The 21,059-nt window shown below is 50.9% G+C and carries 17 protein-coding genes and 1 riboswitch; of the genes, 12 read left to right on the top strand and 5 right to left on the bottom strand.

The window, feature by feature from the left end; translation table 11 throughout:
* Positions 1-74: 74 nt before the first annotated feature.
* On the bottom strand, positions 75-1,067 hold the full coding sequence (gene mgrA, locus ACTHRH_RS03485; RefSeq protein WP_440414127.1) for an L-glyceraldehyde 3-phosphate reductase: 993 nt from the start codon (positions 1,065-1,067) through the stop codon (positions 75-77).
* A 286-nt stretch (positions 1,068-1,353) separates the two neighbouring features.
* On the opposite strand from mgrA, the gene ACTHRH_RS03480 reads away from it, so the two are divergent.
* The 4 genes from ACTHRH_RS03480 (at position 1,354) to ACTHRH_RS03465 (ending at position 6,039) form a co-directional block, all read left to right on the top strand.
* Complete coding sequence (locus ACTHRH_RS03480) at positions 1,354-1,956, top strand: TetR/AcrR family transcriptional regulator (protein ID WP_144932989.1); 603 nt, start codon at positions 1,354-1,356, stop codon at positions 1,954-1,956.
* Positions 1,957-2,051: 95 nt separating this feature from the next.
* Complete coding sequence (locus tag ACTHRH_RS03475; RefSeq protein ID WP_440414125.1) at positions 2,052-4,268, top strand: N,N-dimethylformamidase beta subunit family domain-containing protein; 2,217 nt, start codon at positions 2,052-2,054, stop codon at positions 4,266-4,268.
* A gap of 116 nt (positions 4,269-4,384) precedes the next feature.
* Positions 4,385-4,464, top strand: a riboswitch (ZMP/ZTP riboswitch).
* 58 nt (positions 4,465-4,522) lie between these two features.
* Entirely contained in the window at positions 4,523-5,407 is an 885-nt protein-coding gene (locus ACTHRH_RS03470; protein WP_144932993.1) for a bifunctional 5,10-methylenetetrahydrofolate dehydrogenase/5,10-methenyltetrahydrofolate cyclohydrolase, read from the top strand.
* Positions 5,408-5,409: 2 nt separating this feature from the next.
* Positions 5,410-6,039 (top strand): cyclodeaminase/cyclohydrolase family protein, encoded by a 630-nt coding sequence (locus ACTHRH_RS03465; protein ID WP_144932995.1) that lies wholly within the window; start codon positions 5,410-5,412, stop codon positions 6,037-6,039.
* 118 nt (positions 6,040-6,157) lie between these two features.
* Here the strand turns inward: ACTHRH_RS03465 and ACTHRH_RS03460 are convergent, their stop codons facing one another.
* On the bottom strand, positions 6,158-7,639 hold the full coding sequence (locus tag ACTHRH_RS03460; protein WP_379286569.1) for an extracellular solute-binding protein: 1,482 nt from the start codon (positions 7,637-7,639) through the stop codon (positions 6,158-6,160).
* A 336-nt stretch (positions 7,640-7,975) separates the two neighbouring features.
* On the opposite strand from ACTHRH_RS03460, the gene ACTHRH_RS03455 reads away from it, so the two are divergent.
* From ACTHRH_RS03455 to ACTHRH_RS03435, 5 genes are all read left to right on the top strand, one after another.
* Positions 7,976-9,553, top strand: a complete 1,578-nt coding sequence (locus ACTHRH_RS03455) for an extracellular solute-binding protein (RefSeq protein ID WP_440414122.1) — start codon at positions 7,976-7,978, stop codon at positions 9,551-9,553.
* Between the two features lie 24 nt (positions 9,554-9,577).
* A complete protein-coding gene (locus ACTHRH_RS03450; RefSeq protein ID WP_144932999.1) occupies positions 9,578-10,531 on the top strand; it encodes an ABC transporter permease in 954 nt (317 codons plus the stop codon).
* A 68-nt stretch (positions 10,532-10,599) separates the two neighbouring features.
* Complete coding sequence (locus ACTHRH_RS03445; protein ID WP_379286565.1) at positions 10,600-11,475, top strand: carbohydrate ABC transporter permease; 876 nt, start codon at positions 10,600-10,602, stop codon at positions 11,473-11,475.
* 58 nt (positions 11,476-11,533) lie between these two features.
* The gene (locus ACTHRH_RS03440) at positions 11,534-13,543 is read left to right on the top strand and encodes a hypothetical protein (RefSeq protein WP_440414119.1); all 2,010 of its coding nucleotides are present in this window, start codon (positions 11,534-11,536) and stop codon (positions 13,541-13,543) included.
* Between the two features lie 106 nt (positions 13,544-13,649).
* Positions 13,650-15,932, top strand: coding sequence for an FIMAH domain-containing protein (locus tag ACTHRH_RS03435; protein WP_440414117.1), 2,283 nt, complete (start codon positions 13,650-13,652; stop codon positions 15,930-15,932).
* A gap of 216 nt (positions 15,933-16,148) precedes the next feature.
* Here the strand turns inward: ACTHRH_RS03435 and ACTHRH_RS03430 are convergent, their stop codons facing one another.
* Complete coding sequence (locus ACTHRH_RS03430) at positions 16,149-16,493, bottom strand: hypothetical protein (RefSeq protein ID WP_144933007.1); 345 nt, start codon at positions 16,491-16,493, stop codon at positions 16,149-16,151.
* A gap of 259 nt (positions 16,494-16,752) precedes the next feature.
* On the opposite strand from ACTHRH_RS03430, the gene mraY reads away from it, so the two are divergent.
* The 3 genes from mraY (at position 16,753) to ACTHRH_RS03415 (ending at position 18,678) form a co-directional block, all read left to right on the top strand.
* A complete protein-coding gene (mraY, locus tag ACTHRH_RS03425; protein ID WP_440414114.1) occupies positions 16,753-17,703 on the top strand; it encodes a phospho-N-acetylmuramoyl-pentapeptide-transferase in 951 nt (316 codons plus the stop codon).
* 170 nt (positions 17,704-17,873) lie between these two features.
* A complete protein-coding gene (locus tag ACTHRH_RS03420) occupies positions 17,874-18,032 on the top strand; it encodes a hypothetical protein (RefSeq protein ID WP_440414112.1) in 159 nt (52 codons plus the stop codon).
* A gap of 133 nt (positions 18,033-18,165) precedes the next feature.
* Positions 18,166-18,678: a dihydrofolate reductase gene (locus tag ACTHRH_RS03415; protein WP_440414110.1), complete on the top strand. Its 513-nt coding sequence runs from the start codon at positions 18,166-18,168 to the stop codon at positions 18,676-18,678.
* Positions 18,679-18,730: 52 nt separating this feature from the next.
* On the opposite strand, the gene ACTHRH_RS03410 is transcribed toward ACTHRH_RS03415, so the two are convergent.
* Both ACTHRH_RS03410 and nagA read right to left on the bottom strand, forming a co-directional pair.
* On the bottom strand, positions 18,731-19,699 hold the full coding sequence (locus ACTHRH_RS03410) for an ROK family protein (protein WP_440414108.1): 969 nt from the start codon (positions 19,697-19,699) through the stop codon (positions 18,731-18,733).
* Positions 19,700-19,764: 65 nt separating this feature from the next.
* Complete coding sequence (gene nagA / locus ACTHRH_RS03405; protein WP_440414106.1) at positions 19,765-20,931, bottom strand: N-acetylglucosamine-6-phosphate deacetylase; 1,167 nt, start codon at positions 20,929-20,931, stop codon at positions 19,765-19,767.
* Positions 20,932-21,059 lie beyond the last annotated feature (128 nt).

Raw genomic sequence — 21,059 nt, 5'->3', positions numbered from 1 at the left:
ATTCACTTGTCAACGCATAAAAAAATGCACCGAACCGGAAATTCGATGCAAAAATGTAAAGTTTTTTGACAGGCTCAGCTTTTTAGAATATCGTCGATTCGCGTCAATTCCTCCGAACTGAAGTCCAGATTCTGAATGGCGGCGGCATTCTCTTCTATTTGACTGACACGGCTGGCGCCGATTAGGGCCGAGGTCACTTTTCCTTCACGCAGCACCCAGGCCAAAGACATCTGGGCCAGGGATTGCCCGCGTTCAGCGGCCAATTCGGCCAAGAGACGGACTTTAGCGATTTTCTCCTCTGTCACGTCTTTTTCTTTAAGGAACGAGCCTTCCTTAGCCGCACGGGAATCGGCCGGAATTCCTTTCAAATATTTGTTGGTCAGCAGTCCCTGCGCCAACGGGCAGAAGGCGATGCAGCCGGCCCCTCCATCCTGCAGAATATCCTGCAATCCGTCCTCAATCCATCGGTTAAACATAGAGTAGGAGGCTTGATGTATAAGGAGCGGGGTGCCTAACTGCTTCAGAATGCGGATGGCTTCGCGAGCCCGCTCTTCCCGGTAATTCGAAATTCCTATGTACAGTGCCTTCCCTTGGCGGACGATTAAATCCAGGGCGGCCGTCGTTTCTTCGAGCGGTGTATCGGGGTCGGGCCTGTGATGATAGTATATATCCACGTAATCGAGCCCCATTCTCTTCAGGCTCTGGTCCAGACTCGCCACCATGTTTTTCTTGGAGCCCCACTCCCCATACGGTCCAGGCCACATATAAAAGCCTGCTTTGGTAGAGATAATCATCTCGTCCCGATAAGCCCGGAGATCGGATTTAAGCACTCTGCCGAAGGTTTCCTCCGCAGATCCCGGCGGCGGCCCGTAATTGTTAGCCAGATCGAAATGGGTAATTCCAAGATCGAAGGCTTTGCGAATCATGGCCCTCGAATTTTCGTAGACATCGGCGCCCCCGAAATTATGCCACAGTCCTAATGAAATAGCCGGGAGTTTTATCCCCGATTGGCCGCAGCGGTTATAAATCATGGTTGAGTAGCGTTGGTTATCAGGCAAATAACTCAACTGGATTACCTCCTTTGTCTGAAGATTTCCTATTGCACGTTGTGTTAGCAGTTAAAAGAAAGAAGCTTTTAAACATGATAGCGTATAACTCAATCATTGAACAGGTGGAAATTTCCGATAGGATAGGGATATATTCAGATTTATTGAAGAACTGATAAGCTATGATATATACAGCGGCAATTAAAAAGAACAGTTGAAAAAATTACCAATATGCGTTACTGTTATGACTATAAAGTCATTATTTGAATATCAAATTCAGAATCTGTTTGGAGGCGCTTATAAATATATGGTGCAAAGGAAAGGTTCGTTGAAAGAACGGCAGCGTCAGGAAAGGGAGCAATACATCTTGCAGGCGGCGGAAGAAATCATGCTGGAGAAGGGTTACCACCATACGAGCATGGATGAAATCGCAGACCGGGTTGGAATTGCCAAGGGGACACTCTATTTGCATTTTACACGTAAAGAGGAACTGGCTTATGCATTGGTAGAGCCGAAGCTCAACATGTTTCTGGAAAGCGTGCAGCAAGCCCGGGCTTATAACGGTACGGCACAGGAGAAGCTGATTTATTTGTTGGAGAAAGAAATGTCAGGCGCATTTTTTCAGTTTATGCTGCGGAGCGATCCGGATTTGGCCTCTGTATTTAAAGCACAACAGCAGCGGATCGATGGATTGATTGCAGAGATATTTGGCGGTATAGGGAAGATTTTGGATGAGGGAAAGGAAGCAGGCCTCTTTGATCGGGAGCTTCCTAACGAGATGATGGCCTTTCAGTTTATAAACATGTTCGATCCGCATCTGTATCTGAAAATGGTGGAACAACAGCAAATGAGCAAAGAAACCTTTATCCGCCATGTTGCCAAAGTCTATCTGCGCGGAATTGAACGTTGATAAAGGAGGTGCTGCCCCGAGCAAATTACCCCTTCGCTTCAGACTGTTGTTCTTTCCATGTTGTAATCGAGTCTTACAAAATAGGAGGAGATACAATGAAACAGGAAGCGCTTAACATTACCGGGTACGCGGATCAGTTCAGTGTAATGCCGGGGGAACAGGTCAAGGTTATGGTCAGTACGACAAGCAAAAGCTATAAGGTGAACGTCGTTCGTCTATGCGGCGGGCTGATGGATGCGGAGAGCGATGATTTGCCCGTGGAGACTGTGCAAGCCGAGTGCAATCGAGTCTATCCGGGGCGCGTACAGGAAATCGAGGCAGGTTCCTATGGCGAATTGCCGGTTCCCTCCGATTGGATGCAGGGCGGAGAATTCACGGTTCAACTATGGGCTTGGCCGACTTTGACGACAGGGGCGGTACATCCGCAGACGCTCTGGTCCGTGTCGGCGACGAACGGCACGGCCGGAGGACGGCTTGTCCTTGAGCAAGATGGTCAACTCGCGCTGTTGCTTACAGACTGTGCGGGGCAGTCGGCGGTTGTTCGTACGGAGCGGCCTCTTATGGCGAAATCGTGGTATTTTATCGCTGTACGTTATTCGGCCGAATCAGGAGAAGCGGCACTGTTGATTGATCATCAGGATCAATGGATGCCCGAACGGGATAGGCAGTTTATTAAACGAAAAGCAGCATTGGATTTCTCAAATTTGTTAACGGGTGCAGTCGTGCTGGCCGCTCAATATCAGGAGGGCAGGAGACAGCATTATTATAACGGCAAGCTGGAAAACCCGCGTTTTTTTCGTACTGCTCTGGATGATGAACAGCTCGAAAAGCTGTATTCAGCATCGGAACTTTCGGCAAGTATGAGAGCAGAATGTGCGGCATGCTATGATTTCAGTCAATTTATTTCGTCCAGCCGCCTAATCGACTGTTCGGGCGGACAAAATGACGGCCGGTTATATCAAGCGCCGGCACGAGCGGTGACAAGTCATAATTGGACAGGTGAATATGCGAGCTTTAAAGAGGCTCCCGACCAGTATGCCGCTGTTCATTTTCATGACGACGATTTATGCGATGCGGGCTGGGATGCCGATTTTGTCTGGAAAGTGCCGGACGAACTGCGGAGCGGAGTCTACGCTTTTCGTTTGGAGACGGAAGCCAGCGTCGATTATGTGCCATTGTTTGTACGTCCGGGCAGACAGACTGCCAAAGCAGAGGTCGTCTATTTGGCCCCAACTAATACGTATCTGGCTTATGCGAACGAACGACTGTATGAGCAGGCTCAAGCTTATATGGGAGACGATTATGTGCTTCCGGAGCAGGACCGGTTTCTGTCCGAGCATCCGGAGTTGGGCAAATCGATCTATGACTTGCATAATGACGGCAGTGGTGTACAGTACAGCTCCCGCTTGCGTCCGATTTTGAATATACGGCCTCATTACCGCAATTGGCGTGCAGTAAGGCATTTTTCAGCGGATTTATATATAACCGGTTGGCTGGAAAGGCGGAAGCAGCCTTATGATGTCATTACGGATGAAGATTTGCATCGGGAAGGGCAGGAGCTTCTGGCATCTTATAAAGTGATTATTACGGGCAGCCACCCCGAATATTGGACGCGTCCGATGCTTATTGCGCTAAAGCAATATTTGGCTGCCGGCGGTCGGCTGATGTATTTGGGCGGGAACGGGTTTTATTGGGTAACCAGTCTGGATGCAGACCGTTCTTACTTGCTTGAAGTACGGCGTGGCAATGCCGGTACAAGATCGTCTGATACACCGCCGGGGCAAATCTATCATAGTACAACCGGCGAGCCCGGGGGCTTATGGCGGCATTACGGTTTTGTGCCGCAGAGCATCGTCGGAGTTGGTTTTTCTGCGCTGGGCGGTATTAACGGCTGCGGATACAAGCGGCTTCCGGACAGTCATGATCCGGCGGCGGCGTTTATATTCGAAGGGATCGGGGAGGATGAAATCATCGGCGATTTCGGTCTCGTTATGGGCGGAGCGGTAGGGGATGAAATTGACCGCTTCGACCATGAATTAGGTACGCCCAAACATGCGCTGCGATTGGCGACCTCGACCGGTCTGGACGATTACTATCAAGTAGTCCATGAAGATTTGCTGTTCACAGCGCCGGGGCAAGGGGGGCTTGAAAGCCCGCTCGTGCGTGCCGATATGACCTATTTTGATATTGCCGGCGGCGGTGCGGTTTTCTCCGTTGGTTCCATTAACTGGGCGGGCAGTATAGCCTGGAATAATTACGATAATAATGTGGTCCGAATTAGTGATAACGTATTGCGCCGTTTCTTGTCATAATGGCCGTGGCACTCCTCCTGACAAGGCGTCTTGGTTCCGAAATGTTGGTGTGGGGCTGTTCTGAACAAAAAATTGCTTGTATTGCAGGAAATTTCAGAATATAATATTAGTTAATATTTGGTATGTGTAACTGGCGCACGTGGTGAACCACGAGGAAGCACATATGACGTTATAGCCGTTCGCCTGGGCAAAGTATTTGATCCCTAATCGGGGTCAAATACTTTTTTTTGTTAATGAAGGAGGAGCAGCAAGCTATGGGAATTTGGTTAACCGGGCAAGAGGCAGCGGATCGCATCCGAAAGGCAGTTGCTGAACAGGCAGGAAGAGTGAGGGAGCAGCGGGGGATAGAAGTAAAGCTGGCCGTTATTCTGGTGGAAGGGGACCCGGCTTCCCTGGCCTATGCGAAGGCTAAACAGCGGTGGGCTTCCCGGCTTGGTATAGCGTTCGAATGGATACGCCTCCCATCCGGAGTAACGGAACAAGAACTGATGGGAATCATTGATACGTTAAATAGGGACGATGGGGTTCACGGAATTCTGTTAGAGCTCCCTCTCCCACGGCACTTGTCCTCCAAAGCGATAATCGAGGCGATTTCGCCATGGAAGGACGTGGACGGATTGACCTCTTCCAACCGGCTGGCTAATCAAACCGGAGCCCCAGGACTATATCCGGCTACACCGTTATCCTGTGTCCGGCTTCTGGAAGATTACGGCTATGAGCTAAAGGGAAGACATGCTGTCGTGGTGGGGCGCGGGGAGACCGTAGGAATGCCGCTCCTTCATTTGCTGCTGCGGAAGAATGCCACCGTGACCGTGTGCCATTCGTATACTCCCGATCTGTCCGTCCCGCTTCGCCAGGCGGATTTTGTATTTGCCGCTGCGGGGCGTCAAGGATTAATAACGAAGTCTATGGTCCATCCCGATCTGGTCGCGATAGATGCGGGAATTAATGAAACAGACAGCGGGGAGTTGAAGGGGGACGTGGACTCCGGGGCGATTCTTCGCTTGCAGGCGTTATCGCCGGTTCCGGGAGGGGTAGGAACGCTGACAACGGCCATTCTATTTGAAAATGTTATAAAAGCCTTCGAACTGCAGCATGGTAAGAAGCAGCAGAATTTTATAAGAAAGGGGGGAGTATAGAAATGAGCTTGATGGATCAATCCGTTCGCTCCTTCGTCCAAGCGGCTTCATCCCGTACACCGACTCCGGGTGGAGGGAGCGTCGCGGCTCTGGTTGCTGCGCTGGGAGCGGCCATGGGCTCGATGGTTGCCCACTTTAGCCAGGGGCCTAAATTTGCCTCCCATTCGGAAGAAATGGAGCACATGATCATCCGGATGAAAGCGGATATCGATCAATTCGAAAGCCTTCTAGAGGAGGATGTTCACTCGTTCGAAACTTATATGTCCGCCGCCCGAATGTCAGGACAAACCGAGGAGCACAAGCAAGCCAAACAGGCTGCATTGGCCTCCGCCTCGGTACTGGCCACCGAGGTTCCTGTCAGGCTGATGCGAAGATGTCTGGCTTCCATGGAAACAATGGAAGGGATAGCCGGGAACGCGAACCGCAGGGTATTATCCGATCTTGGAATAGCCGTCTATCTTCTGGAGGCGGCTGCCCGCTCCGCATGGATTACAGTTGCCATCAACCTTCCCGGCCTGCAGGAGGAGAAGCTGAAGGAACAATACGGAAGGGAATGTGCACAAATCATCGGCCGGATCGAATCGATCCGGGCCGGCATGTTGTCCACCATCCATTCAAGGATAAACGAATGAGCTTTACATGGGAGAACGCAAATACCTCATATCGGAAGGATTAACGATAGAATCCCTCCTGTTTACCACTATTAGACTGCCTAGCCTAAAAAGCAGTCATCAAAAGTGCTTTGTTAGGCTAGGCGTTAACAACCGGCTGCTCGGAAAGCAGCTTCTCCAGATGTCGGCAGCAAGTATCCAAATCGGTCACTTGAGACCAATATAATTTCAGTTCCTCGCGAATTTGCTTCAGCAGCGGTCCGGATAACCCAAGCTCGGAATGCATCTTAAAGCTGGGAATGATTTCCCGATACAGCTGAAATCGGGAAGGCTCAGCCGCTTCATGCGGTTGTACCATGCGGGCTCCTTGTGCTGCAGGGCTTGGCGAACGTTTCCCCCGGCCGGCCACTGCATCCCGGATGTCGGTGCGGCCCGTGCGTTCAGCCGCCCTCTTCATCGCCGGGATGCTTAAAGTCCGATGGCGTATAACGGTTTGCGCTTCTTGGGAGGTCAGGTAATGTACCAGCGTCTTCGCTGCTTCCTTATTGGCCGATTTGGCAGAAACGGCCAGTCCGATCACCAGGTTGAGCGTCTTGGAAGTTTTCAACTGCGGAAGAGGCGCAATGTCAAAGCGAAACGATGCATTGCGGAATTCGTTCAGGACGAAATAGGTGGTCATCACCATGGATACTTTGCCCTGACGGAACAAATCGTCCGCCTCCAGATCACTCTGTGAGAGAAAGGAAGACAAGCCTTGGTGGCTGATGATATCCCTGCTCATCTGTATGGCCTCCCGCACATCCGGATGGCGGAAGGAAACAGGCCCGGTATCTTCCGGGCGAATCCATTGTCCGCTCTGAAGAAGGAAGATCGGCCAGCGGTTGTCCGATAACGCATGATAATAAAACCCTACCCGATTACTGCGGTTGGTGATCTGGTGAGCCACATCCATAAGCTCATTCCAGGTCCAGCTGCTGTCGGGTTCAGGGAGGTCAAATTCTTCGAAGTGATCTTTGTTATAGCAAAGAATGACCGGAGAGAAGACGAAAGGAACTGCACGCAGCCGTTTGCCGTCTTGAAAAGCGGGAAGAAGGAACGGATACGTATCTTCCGGCGGCTGCAACGGCTCCAGCAGCGCAAAGCTGCCATCTCTCTCATGGAATTCGGAGAAGGATTGATTGTTAAACATAGCAACATCAATCAATCCGGATTGAAGGTAATGCTTCATAAGCTGCAAATCGTCGAAATGGAAGGGGATTGGAATGAGCTCCACCTGGATCCCCGGATGCCGTTCATGAAAATAATCTATCAATGTACTCAATTCCGCCTGTTTATGCATCGATGGGTAATAGCCGAAACGGATAGTAGTATTCGAGGTATAATCCGGGTTAAGCACTTTATTACCGATGCGCGGTATTTTCTGCACATATCCTTCCGTCACGAGAATATCCAATCCTTTCCGGACGGAATGCTTGCTGAGGTTATACTGCTCTGCCAGCTCAAGCTCCGAGGGCAGAAACTGACCGTTCTTAAATGCTCCGCTCCGGATGCTGTCCCGGATGCTTGCCATCATCTCTTCCAACTTGGAACGAAGCACCGATTGTTTGGTTTTACGACTCATTTAGCAACCTCCCGAACCGACCTCAAACTGATACAAATCTGGTTGTTTATCTATATTATTCAAAATATCCTCTGCAATTTCTAGTATAGCCCCTTTCAAATCGCTTTTCAATCCAATTATAACGGGAGCGACTTCCAAGTCGTTTCAACTGCAAGGTTGGATTTATCCCGACTTCCAGCTTATTGTGGATAACAAATTTTTCAATATTCAATATTGACAGCGCTTTAATTGACTCGTTATAATTCAACCAGATACGTATCAGAATTATAGTGTTTGTTATTTTTCCTTTTGAGGCCAAATGTGATTGTTATTCATTTTTACGGGGAGGGGTTTATTGTGAGATTCAAAAAGCATGCTTTAATCTTTACGGCCGCAGTAACGCTGACGGTAGCCTGTTCGTCCGGGGGGACAAAGACAGAACCCGGGGATTCCGCCAAGGAACCGGAAGAATCAGACAAGGACCGTCAAATAAAAATTACGGCCATGAAGTTCGGTTACGGGGAATTGCCGCCTAATGACAGCCCGGGCCTGCAAATGATTAACGAGAGATTTAATGTCGATTACCAGGTTAATCAGGTGCCCGTCGGCAGCTACAGTGAGAAGCTGAGCGCAGTCCTGGCATCCGGAACCATCCCGGATGTAGTTGCTTTCGAGGCGCCGGATATATCGAACCGGTATCCTAAATTTGCCCGGCAGAATGCTTTTCTCGCATTGGATGATTATATTGACGACTATCCGTCGCTGGCTCTCGTTCCTGATTTTATATGGGATCAATTCAGAGTGGACGGAAAAATCTACGCGATTCCCAAGTATTATCCGCGATTCGGTTTTTTACCGATGATCCGCAAGGATTGGCTGGATAATCTGGGGCTGGAGGTTCCGACCAACTATGAAGAATTGAAGCAGGTCGCCATCGCATTCACGAAGGGGGATCCGGATGGCAACGGCAAGAACGATACATACGGCATAGCCCTCGGCCAGAACATTAACCCCAATTATAACCTGGGAGCCTATTGGGATCCCAACGCCTGGTATCATAAAAACGATAAGGGCCAATTCATTCCGGGATGGATCTCCGAAGCGCGCAAAGAAATGATCGAGTGGTTTGCCGATTTGTATGAAGAAAACGCCGTCACTCGCGACTTTGCCAGTCTGGATTGGAATGCAACCAATAAAGAGTTTTATTCCGGCAGAGCGGGCATCTTCATCGGCACTCCCCGCGGAATGATCAATGCGAACGCCGATAGCCTGGTACAGCTGGATCCCAATGCGGAATTCACATTTATGGCTCCGGCCGTCGCTCCGGACGGATCCCAAGGACTCACCTCCAGCAGCGGCTTCGTAGGATTCATGACGATTTCGGCGGAAGCCGGCAAGGACGAGGAGAAGGTTCGGCGCATATTGGAAATGACCGAGCTGGCCAGAACGGTGATTCCGGAAGACCGGATGAATCCGGATAACCCCGATTTCGATTTCTTGATGGGAGGGGAAGGCAAAGCCTATGACATGGTGGACGGGAAGCCTGTAGCGAAGGAAAACGCCTTGAAGGACGGATTGCGTCCTACCTCTTATTTGTTGGATGACGTTCCGTGGCCGGAGAAAGATTCGGATAAGGTTTATAAGTACAGCAATCCAATTCTCGATGCCGTCGTCCAGGATATGCTTAAGGTGCATGGTGAGAGCAAATTTTACGGTTCTCCGCATTATGCCGCACCGTCACCGACTTATCTGGAGAAGGGGAATGAATTGACCCAATTTCTGATCGATGAGCAATCGAAAATGATTGCCGGTCAACGTCCGGTCAGTGACTGGGATAAGATGGTCGACGAGTTTATGAAAAAGGGCGGGGACAAGTGGATTGAGGAAGTGAACGCCGGGATTACCATCCAAGATCCTAAGGAAGCATGGGATTGACCTGCCTGTTGATGGAGGAATGGAATGAGAACGAATGAGTATTCTCTTAATTCAGGGGTTTCTGCACCGCAGAAGCCCCGTATATGGCAACTAATATGGCGCAAGAGATATGGATACCTGCTTATTTTGCCCGGACTGCTTTATTTTCTTGTTTATCGTTACGTTCCTATGCTGGGCTCGGTCATAGCCTTCCAGGATTTTAGCCCGTTCCTCGGATTTACGGAGAGCCCCTGGGTCGGCTTCAAACACTTTGCCAAAATATTTGAGGATGCCGAAGTGGTCCGGGTTCTGTGGAATACGCTCGTGCTTTCGTTTTTGCAGATCGCTTTTGCCTTTCCGGCGCCGATTATCTTGGCACTTATGCTGAATGAAATTCGCAATGGGGCCTACAAAAGAATTGTGCAATCGATTATTTATTTGCCGCATTTTTTATCTTGGGTCATTGTTGTCGGGATTTTTATTATTTTCCTGCGCGGCAGCGGTCTGATCAATACGTTTTTGACTCTCAAGCTTGGCATAGGCCCGATTGATTTTCTGACCGATCCGATTTATTTCCGGCCACTCATTATTATTCAGGTTATCTGGAAAGAAGCGGGCTGGGGAACAATTATTTTTCTTGCCGCCTTATCGGGCATTAATCCGAATTTGTATGAAGCGGCCGTGATGGACGGGGCAAACCGCTGGCGGCAATTATGGCATATTACGCTGCCCGGAATCCGGAGCACGATCGTTATTCTGCTCATCCTGCGTCTCGGCAATGTGCTGGACAGCGGATTTGAACAAATCTTTCTGATGCTCAACTCCTTCAATATGGAGATTGGCAACGTACTGGACACTTACGTTTATTTTAAAGGAATTCATCAATCCGATTACAGCTTTGCAACCGCTGTAGGCTTGTTTAAAGGAGTTATTGGTCTGGTGTTGGTCGTGGCGGCCAACTGGCTGGCCAAACGGTTCGGCGAGGAAGGAATATACTGACCGACTCCCGGCCTTCCTGGTGCAACCTGCACAGCAGCGGTAAATTGTAAATAAAGGAGACGCTACTCATGCTGCATCGTTCCTGGTCAGACCGATTAATAGACGGGATTAACATTGTGCTGCTGGGGATTATCGGTCTGGTGATGCTCCTGCCCTTCTTGTATATTTTTTCCGTCTCGTTCTCGAGTATGAAAGAGTATATTTCAAGCGACTTGCTGCTCTGGCCGAAGGAATGGGTGCTGGATGCCTATCAGTATATTTTTGGCTCCAGCTCGTTTATCCGTTCTTTGGGAGTGACGGTCTTCGTCACGGTGACGGGTACCGCATTTAATCTGCTGTTTACTTCCGCCATGGCTTACGGCCTGACCCGGAGATTGGTCGGACAATCCTTTATCCTGTTTCTGGTTTTGTTTACGATTTTGTTTTCTGCGGGAATGATCCCGTCCTATTTGATTGTCAAGGAGACCGGATTGCTGGACAGCTTGTGGGCATTGATTATCCCGGCGGCGATTGCGCCGTTCAACCTTATTGTGATGCGTCAATTTTTTCTGAACATTCCTGAAGAATTGAACGAGGCGGCCTTCATAGATGGAGCTAACGAGCTGCAAACATTCGCCCGCCTGATTCTGCCATTATCCAAGCCGGCGCTGGCTACGTTTTGTCTGTTCTATGCCGTCGGGCATTGGAATAACTATTTTGCCGGAATTTTATATTTGAACGATCCCACCAAATGGCCGATACAGGTCGTACTCCGCCAAATCGTAGTTTTGAACGATCCCGTAAATTCACTGGGGGCGGTAGAAATGCTGATGGAGAATCCTCCTCCGCCGGAAACGATTCAAATGGCGGCGATATTGGTGGCGACCGTACCTATTTTGATCGTATATCCGTTTTTACAGAAGCATTTCGCCAAAGGAGTTATGATTGGTTCGATCAAGGGGTGAAGGTGAATAGATCATCTCTTATTATCGAAAAGGAGCAATGGAGAGAAGGAGAGAGACCATGACCATAAAATATGCGGCAACAGCTGTGGAAAGACAAATCAAAATAACGGAAGAGGCCGGCCGGATAGAAAATTTGGGGGCCCCGATCCACAATTCAACCTCTCATGCCGCCGTGTTTACGAAGTCTGAAGACGGCCGCGACATTATGTACCTGTCGCTGGATGGATCAGCAGGAGAAGATGCGCGTCTGGGGACGATTGATCTGAATGAGGAGCGGCTAGTACATATTCTCCCGATGCCCGGTGCGATGGGAGGCTTCTCGATGACCAAAGCGGGAGATGAGAGCATTTATGTGGCAACCCATAATCAGGGGAATGTTTATCGCTATACCCCATGGAATCGCAAGCTGGAGGTGCTAGGGAGGCCCACGCCGGAAACGACATTCGGATATGCCTTGACCTCTGTCGGCGAGGATGCAGTGTTCGGCGGCACTTATCCCGGCGCGGTATTCTATCAATACCGCCCGGGGGAAGGCTTCAAGCTGTTCGGCTCCCAGCCTTTCGAGCCGGGTGAGCACTATGTTCGCAGTCTTGCTCATTGGCCGGAAGCGGGGGTAACGTATGTCGGGATCGGCTCTCATCCCCGGTTGAAACGATTTAATCACCGCACGGGTGAAGTTAAGGAGCTGCTTCCGGAGGCGTACTACAACGACGAGTTTGTCTATGATCTTAATATCGAAGGAGGCAAATTATTTGTTCGTCTAAATCCTTCCAACCGGCTGCTTGTTTATGATTTGAGCATGGACGATAGCGGGAAATGCACAGAAAAATTCGAGCGGGAAGTGCCGGGGGTCAACAGTTTGGGAGTATCCCCATTATACGCAGGGGCGGTGTACTATACGTATATCGGAAAGCTGTACCGCTATGAGCTGGACAGCGGCCGGTCGGTTTCGCTGGATGTCGATACAACCATCTTGCCGTTTAAACTAGATTTTGTGGAGCTGGCGGATCAGCAGCAGTTTCCGGGCAAAACATTGGTTGGGGTCGGATCGCGGCTGGGGCGGACGAGATTGTTCAAATACAATCCGCAGAACGGGAATCTGAGAATCTCCGATTTGGAGATTGAAGGGGTTCCGACCAATGTTCAAAGTATAGCAACGGCTTCGGACGGCAGGCTGTATATCGGGGCGTTTCTGGTGGGGGGGACGTCGATCTTTGATCCGGAATCCGATACCTTTACGGAGTATAAAGGGGTGGGACAAACCGAAAATACGGCTGAGCTGGACGGCCGCTTGTATTTTAGCGCGTATCCTCACGCTAAACTGTTCGAGTACGATCCGGCGAAGGAGTGGACTTTGTCCCGTCACACAGATGAACCTAACCCGCGTCTGCTGTTTGATTTATCCGCGGAAGAGCAGGATCGCCCATATGGTTTGGCTGTCGGAAGGGGCAAGCTCTATATCGGGACCATATGCGGATATGGCAAGCGGGGCGGGGCCATTATCAGTTATGATCCTCGGACGGGAGAGCGCTGCGTATATCGGAATCCGCTGCCTGATCTCAGTATTGTCGCCCTGGTATACGCTAATGACAAGTTATATGCGGGAACGAATATTTGGTGCGGACTTGGTATAATGCCTTCTCGCAAGGAGGCGGAATTGCTCGTTTTTGATCCGGAGCGGGGAGAAGCGCGCGGAATTCCGCTGCCCGTCCCAGAGCTTAGAGCCATTACGGCTCTGATCGAAGGACAGGATGGGCAATTGTGGGGGATGGCCGAAGGCTGGCTGTTCGTCTTCAATCCAAGAACAGAAACATATACCCACATGGCCCATTTGTTTCCCGAAATAGATTATCGCGAGTCCATCTGGAGAGATGCGTCTCTGAAGTTCGGAAGAGACGGCAGGCTGTATGGCACGATTCAAGGACGATATTTTTTCGCGTATGATCCGGATCACAGGAAGCTCGATATTATTGCAGAGGACGGGGCGAGGTTTCTGGCGGACGATCGCCAAGGACGGCTGTATTTCTCGGATGGAAAAACAAGAATAAGACGGTATTCTCCACAATAATAACTTAAGGCTCCAGATTAAACTTGCGGCGATCGAATACACCTGTCCGGAATGTGAAGCTGGCTGGGCCAGTAAAAAATATTAATAAAGAAACGGAGGAGAAGCAGTGAAGAAACGAATCATATGGTCTGTCCTTTGTACGTTAATAGCAGCGATGGGATGGGGAGGAGTAGGAGCGACATCGGATACCGCTTATGCGGAATCCGCTCGCTCCGGACATTTCGAAAATTTGGGAACCGCTATCAAAAGGGTTGTCGGCATCGGAGGAACGCCCTTCTACGGAACGGACGGGACCCCCTACATAAGTGCCGCCGTCAATGGTGTTCCTGCGCAGTTGGCCGTGTTGAATGCTTTAACGCTTGATGTGGAGAAGGTGCTGGATATCCCCGACACGACGAGCACCTCTACGGTCCTCACTGCCCAGGATGGAAGCGTGTACATTGGAACAACGGGAACCGGGGAGGTGTACCGGTATGTTCCGGATTCGGAAGGATTGGAGTTCATCGGCAAGCCGATTCAGGGGGAAACCCATATTTATGCCTTGGCGAACGGCCCGGACGGCAAATTTTTCGGCGGGACTTATCCTGGCGGAAAGCTGTTCGAATATGATCCGGCTTCAGGGGAGTTCCGGGATCTGGGCAGCCCGGTTGCCGGCGAAAAATATGTTCGTAAGCTGGTCTACGATGAGGAACGCAGTCTGCTGATCGCCGGGACCGGGACCAACAATCGATTGGTTGAGATCGATCCGGCAACGGGAAGTGTCTCCGAGAACTGGATGCCGGAGGAATTGGCGGTCGAGGAATACCCGAACAGTATAGATTTAATTGGCGACAAGCTGTTTATCCAGTTGAACAAAAGCTCGACGATGCTGGTGATGGATAAATGGAGCAAGCAAATCGAGCAGCGGCTTCAAGGGGTATCCGCACATGTCATCCCGTCCCCAGACGGAAAACAGGCGTATATGTTTGCACCAGGGGATGCGTATCTGCACGTTTATGATTTCTCTACAGGACTAATCGAGCCCGTTGCAAGGTTAGGGCGCTTTAACAGTTGGAAATCGGCGACTATTATCAATACGGGCAGTGCTCAAAACCCCGATTATACGCTATCCGCCTGGATGGGCTATAATGCCGCCCTTACTTATCAATTTTCCTCGGGGACGATCAGGAGTACCACTGTGGATGTTCCCGGCCAGCCTATCGTTATCAATTCGATCGGCAGCGGACCGGACGGTCGCATCCATGTGTCGGGGGTGCAAGGAGGCAATGCCATCTATGATCCCGAATCCGGCATTATGGAGACCTATACGTCGGGGATGAGCCAGGCTGAAGCAATGACGTCCATTGGAGATATGATGTACTTCGGAATTTATCCCCAGGCGAGAATCTCGCAATTCGATACCACTCTTCCCTGGGGAGGGGGCAATCCGCAGGAAATCGCCAAGCTTCCCGCAGATTCGCTTCAGGATCGGCCTTTTGGCATGATCGGTGTGGAGGAGTATGGCAAGCTGTTTCTCGGTACCGTTCCCCAGTACGGTCAATTAGGCGGGGCTTTCGCGATCTATGATCCGAAGGATGGAAACCTGCTGACCTATCGTCATTTGGTCAAGGATCAGAGCATCGTAACTTTAGCTTATAAAGATGGGAAAATCTATGGCGGTACTTCCATCTGGGGGGCTTATGGGGCTCCGGATCCAACTGCACAGGAAGGGAAAATGTTCATCTGGGACATTGCAAGCGGGCAGAAGGAGTCGGAACTCTCTCCGGTGGCCGGCAAGCAGGCCGTTACCTCTTTGATCGTCGGACCGGATGGGAATATATGGGGATTCGATGAAGGAGTGCTCTTTATCTACGATACCCAGGAGAAGAAGGTTATCCATGAGCAGGAATTATTTCCGGTACGCTATGCCGGCACCGTATGGCGGGATGCCACTCTGCTCGTTGGTAAAGACGGTGATGTCTATGGTACGGCCAGAGGAAAGCTGTTCCGGATCGACGGTGCTACGAAACAAATGACGATGATTGACGAGGCGGGACATTTCGACGGTCTTGCCCAGGATGAATACGGGAACCTGTATATGCGATCCATGATCGAAGGCAAGAAGCATGAATTGTGGAAGTACACCAGCCCGTCATTGGCGCTGGCTGCCCTCCGGGATAAGGAACGGGAAGGGGAGGTGAAGCATCAGCTGAGCGCCCAGATCAGGAACAGCCTGCGGCAGGCTGCGCATCACGGCTCTATCGGTAATCAGGCTGAAATGCTCCAGCACGGGGATAAGGCTCTGCAATTGATGCAGAACGAAAGCGAATGGATCAGTGAACGGGCCCTTCAAGAGCTGGAGGCGGGCGTTCGGACAGTGACAGAGCTCTTCAGCCGTCTGGCCGAATGAGTCCTATGAAACAAGCTGCCGCTCTATATTCGCGGCAGCTTGTTTCTGGAATCCCCGGGCAGAGCCGTTTAAAGGAAAGCCTGTCGTTAAGCCTCTGCACGAGTCTATTAATTTTGGTATAGTACGTTATTACGATTGGTTCGCTCCTCCAGGGGGCCTTCAGAGAGACAGACCCGCTATTAGTGTTTCCGCGCGGCACTCGCCCCTCCGGAGAAGCTAGCGAAGCAGTTCTTCCACTACTTTCTTCCCCGTATCTTGCAAAGCCTTCTCATGTACCCTGACCTTGTGCGCTTCTTCCTGAATATAGTATTCATATGTCAGTTTACCTGGTACGTTGTCATTGGTTGCCATAGGCATCGTCATCTGTCCATCGTCAAAACGCGCCTTCAGCTTGACGAATTCTTCGCGAATTTTCAGCTGAATCTCCTTCAGCGGCTTCAAGTACAATTCTGAAAAATGAAGCTCGAGGAGAGTGTTCTCATCCTGCTCCAGCATACTTTGGACGAAGTCAAGAATAATATAGTCTTTGATTAGCTGTTGTTGTTCCGGTGTCGGATTCATGGCTAACCCTCCCTATGATTTCTGTGTTAAGGATCGGCCGGTGCCTCTCTTAGCGATAAGCGTTGCTGCTTGCGCTGTTATATTGCAACTCTTTTAAAGTATTCGCAATGCAAAGCCGATTTCCTTCCTTAGGCGGCATTTTTTCATAAATAGGAAACTTTTCTCCTAAAGCTTCACTTTTTAAATTTCCGGCTTTCCATACAATATAAGTAGATAAGCCTCACGGGCTTATATTGAACTTCAGGAAGGGGAAGGATCGATGTCCGTACTTGGAATGAGCGCGTTATCGTTCGCTGCGGTAGCGCTGCTTACCCCGCTGTTGATTGTTGCGCTGAAGAGCCTGCGGTTGACGCAGCCCATCCGCAAGGAATTGCCGGCGGGACAGCAGGCCAAGCGAGGAACCCCGTTAATGGCCGGGCTGATTCTGATTATCGGGGTGTGGGTGACGCTGGTTACCCAAGACGAACCATTAGCCCGTTTAGTGGCCACTGCCTTTATTCTCTTCGGCGGAATCGGCTTTCTGGACGACTTCAAGAAGGCTTACTTCCAGAACCCGGACGGCTTGTCCGGCAAGATGAAATTGCTGCTGCAATTTATAGCGACCGGCTGGCTGATCTGGGAATGGTCCCGCCTATCCCCTCTCGATCCCTCTATTATTATAACGGATCGTCTGGAACTCGCGCTGCCTTCGGCGGCTTACATAGTGATCATCCTGCTGTTCATCGTCGGGACGGCGAACGCGGTAAACTTCACGGATGGTTTGGACGGTTTGCTTATCGTAGTTTCCATTCCCACCTATCTGTTCTTCTTCGCAATATCGGACAGGCAAGAAGTGCAGGCTTTTGCCTTGATTATGGTCGGCTGTCTGCTCGGGCTTCTTCTGTACAATGTATACCCGGCGAAAGCATTCATGGGAGATACCGGTTCTTTAGCGATCGGGGGCTCTCTGTCTTTCCTCGCGGTGATCGAGAAAATGGAAATCATAATTCCAGTGCTTTTTCTCGTCTATTTCGCAGAGCAGCTATCCGTTATCCTTCAAGTTTGGTACTATAAGCGAACCCGGCTCAGATTATTTCGGATGGCACCTATCCATTATCATTTCAGTCTGAAATATGGCTGGAAGGAATCGAAAATCGTGCTGGTGTTCGGAGCGGTGTCGCTCTCCTCAGCCTTCATCTGCTGGCTGTATGTTCTGCTGTTTTTTCCATAAGCAAAGACAATAGATCCGTCCGGAAGATTCCCGCCCGTTATTTATGACAAAGTTATGAATTTTCCCGATGAAGAGCTTAGCATGAGAGGATGCATATTCCTTTTTCACCGACAATAAGGTAGACTGATAGTATACATTTAGGACTATTACAGTGAAATGAGGGAGAAACGATGAAGCTGGAACAGGATAAATCATATAGCCCGTTTAATGGATTAGGGTTGGTTGTCTTGCTGGTTGTTATATTGTTGGCTTCACCGATTATTTATTTTGTAATCCAAATGCTTATTGGCAACGAGCATGTTTTCCTTAAAGAAGGAGTTCACTATTAAGCTGGAGGCTTCTTGGCCGGAACCCGCTTAGGTTATCTATACCAGAAGTGCAGACTCAAGGATGCTCCGGAGAACCGGGGCCTTGAGTTCTTTTTTATTTCTTGGAGGCTCCGTTAATGAAAGGAAGGCTAGAATGATTGTCACGATGATTGCAGCGATGGATCGTAACCGGGTGATCGGTCTGAACAACGATATCCCTTGGAAGCTTCCCCGGGACCAGGCATTTTTTAAGCAGACGACGATGGGGCATCCGGTCATCATGGGCAGGAAAAATTATGAATCGCTGGGCAGACCTTTGTCTGGGCGCCGGAATATCGTTCTGACGCGGAAGGCGGAATATACGGCGGAGGGATGTGAAATGGCGCATTCGCCGGAGCAGGCCTTAAGGCTTGCAGAATCGGAGGCCGGGCAGGAGGTATTTATTATCGGGGGAGAGGAAATATACCGGATGTTTCTTCCTATTGCCGACCGTCTGATTCTGACGATGATTGATCATGAGTTTGAGGGAGACACTTATTTTCCCGAGGTGGACGGGGAGGCATGGAAATTGCAATCAGCCGTCCCCGGTGTAACGGATGAGCGGAATCCGTATCGGTACTGTTTCTATACATATGAGAAAATAGCGGGCCGTGCACGGGAGGCCTGAGGTCTGGCAAAAGAAATCTGCGATTGCGCCCGGGTAGGCGCCCGCAGACGGATCACGCTTGGGCAAGCCTCGCCCTTGCATAAGCGGCAGAGCCGATCAGTCCGGCATCGTCGCCTAATTGCGCGGTCGCTAACGTCAAATTTTCCCAGTATCTGGGAAGTGCAGATTTCCGCAGCGAATCACGGGCCGGTCCAAGCAGCCGTTCACCTGCCGCCGCGACTCCTCCGCCGATAATGATGACGTCGGGACTATACAAGGTCACCGCGTAGGCAAGCCCTTTGCCCAGCAGTTTCCCTGTATGGCGGTATATTTCCGCCGCTAATTCGTCACCTTCGTCATAAGCGGCCGATATGCAGTCTGCCGTCAGCCTGTCGGGCTCCTGAAGAGCAAGCTCGGATAGGCGGCTGGAGCGGCCGCTGCGTACGGCCTCTTTCACCTGCCTTACCAATCCTCTGGCGGAAGCTACCGTTTCAAGGCAGCCCTTCATTCCGCAGGAGCAGAGGGATTCCTCTCCATCCATCGGGATGTGCCCAAGCTCGCCGGCTCCGTTCCTGCTTCCGCACAGAATTTTCCCCTCGTCGATATAGGCTGCGGCCAGACCGGTTCCGAGCGTAACGCCGAGAACGTGGCGGAAGGAGCGTCCGGCCCCCTGCAGCGCTTCCCCGTAGACGTACATTCTTACGTCATGATGAATCCGCACCGGCAGCCCGGTCAGATTTTCTAACCGTTCCGCCAAAGGTACATCCTTCCACTTCAAATTCGACGCGGACATAACTACTCCTCGGTCGACGTCAATAAATCCGGGAACTCCCGCCCCGATACCGGATAACTGGTTAGGATCGGTTCCGGATTGCTCCATGAGGTCTTTCACGGCGCCGGCTATCCGTTCGATCACACCGGATACTCCGAGATGAGCCTCCGTCTTCCATCTTACCCGGCTGACAACACGTCCCTGCGAATCCACCAATCCGCATTGGATATTCGTACCACCCACATCCATACCGATCATGTACTTCTCCATGGCCGCCTCCTCATTACTGCAGGATATTTGTATTGCTCAGATTAAGTACTTTGAACTGGCCCTACTCAAACGTCGAGCCACTGCCCGAGCGACATGACCCGCTGTACCTCAAAGTGGTCGTTCATGACTACCAAGTCTGCGTCCTTCCCGGGCTCCAGAGAGCCTTTGCAGTGATCCAGACCGAGGATGTGAGCGGGGTTCAGACTTGCCAGCCGGGCGGCTTCATAAGGCTTCAGCCCAAGCAGTTCTATGACATTTCTGACGGCGGTATTCATTGTCAACGTGCTCCCTGCTAGACTTCCCGAAGCAAGACGGACGATTCCGTTCTGCACCGTCAGCGAATGTCCGGCTTCCGTTCGATATGTTCCGTCGGCCAATCCGGCAGGACGGACCGCATCCGTCACGAGCACTACCCGGTTCAAGCCTTTCATTTTCAACAAGGTCTGTGCGGCGGCAGGATGCGCATGATGAGTATCGAATATCAATTCGGTATAAATGTCCTCATTCAGCCAAGCGGCGGCCAGTATGCCGGGTTCCCTGTGATGAAATCCCCTCATGCCGTTATAGCAGTGAGTGATGTGCCGGACCCCCCATTCCGCAGCCAGGGCCATCTCATCATAGGTAGCGCCTGAGTGGCCGGCAGATACCACGACACGGCATCGGCGCAAATAACGGATGACCTCCTCCGAACCGTTCAGTTCAGGGGCGATTGTGACCAGACGAATATTTCCTCCGGATACGTTCAGCCACTCCTCCATCAACGACATAGAAGGAGGGAGCAGCTCCTCTTCCTTCTGTGCTCCGCGATAAGCTGATGCCAGAAAAGGCCCTTCCAGATGGATACCGGCAATAAGCTGCCGCAGCGGCTCCGCGGACGACTCCATATAATGGCGGGCCGCGGCCAGAGCCGCAGCAATAGCTTGTACGGATGCAGTTCTCGTAGTCGGCAGGAGGGTTGTTGTTCCGTGTGCGGCATGATAGCGGCACATTCCGGTAATGGCTTCGGGGGCGGCATCCATCAGGTCGAAGCCGTTGCCCCCATGAACGTGGAGATCTACAAATCCGGGATACACGTACATCCCCCGGGCATCGTATCTTTCCGCATCTGCTGCCAGATGGTCCGGGAGCCTCTCGTCGATTCGCATAATCTTTCCGTCCCTGACCGTCAGACTGCCGCCTGTTATCACTCTGTCCGCGGCCACAATATTCGCATTCTCGATTATGACAGTCATATAAGCCTCCTTGACGGACTTTTACGCTCATCTTAATGGAATCCTCCATGGAAAACAATATCCAAAATGACTTATTTAGAGGGCCAATGATGCTGGATTTGGTGCTTCTAGAGAGGGTCGTTTTAAAG

Origin of the sequence: Paenibacillus sp. SAFN-117, from assembly GCF_051966115.1 — a bacterium.
Lineage (GTDB): Bacteria > Bacillota > Bacilli > Paenibacillales > NBRC-103111 > Paenibacillus_L > Paenibacillus_L residui.
Note: the sequence above shows the minus strand (reverse complement) of the source record. Positions and strands in the feature narration are given on the sequence as shown.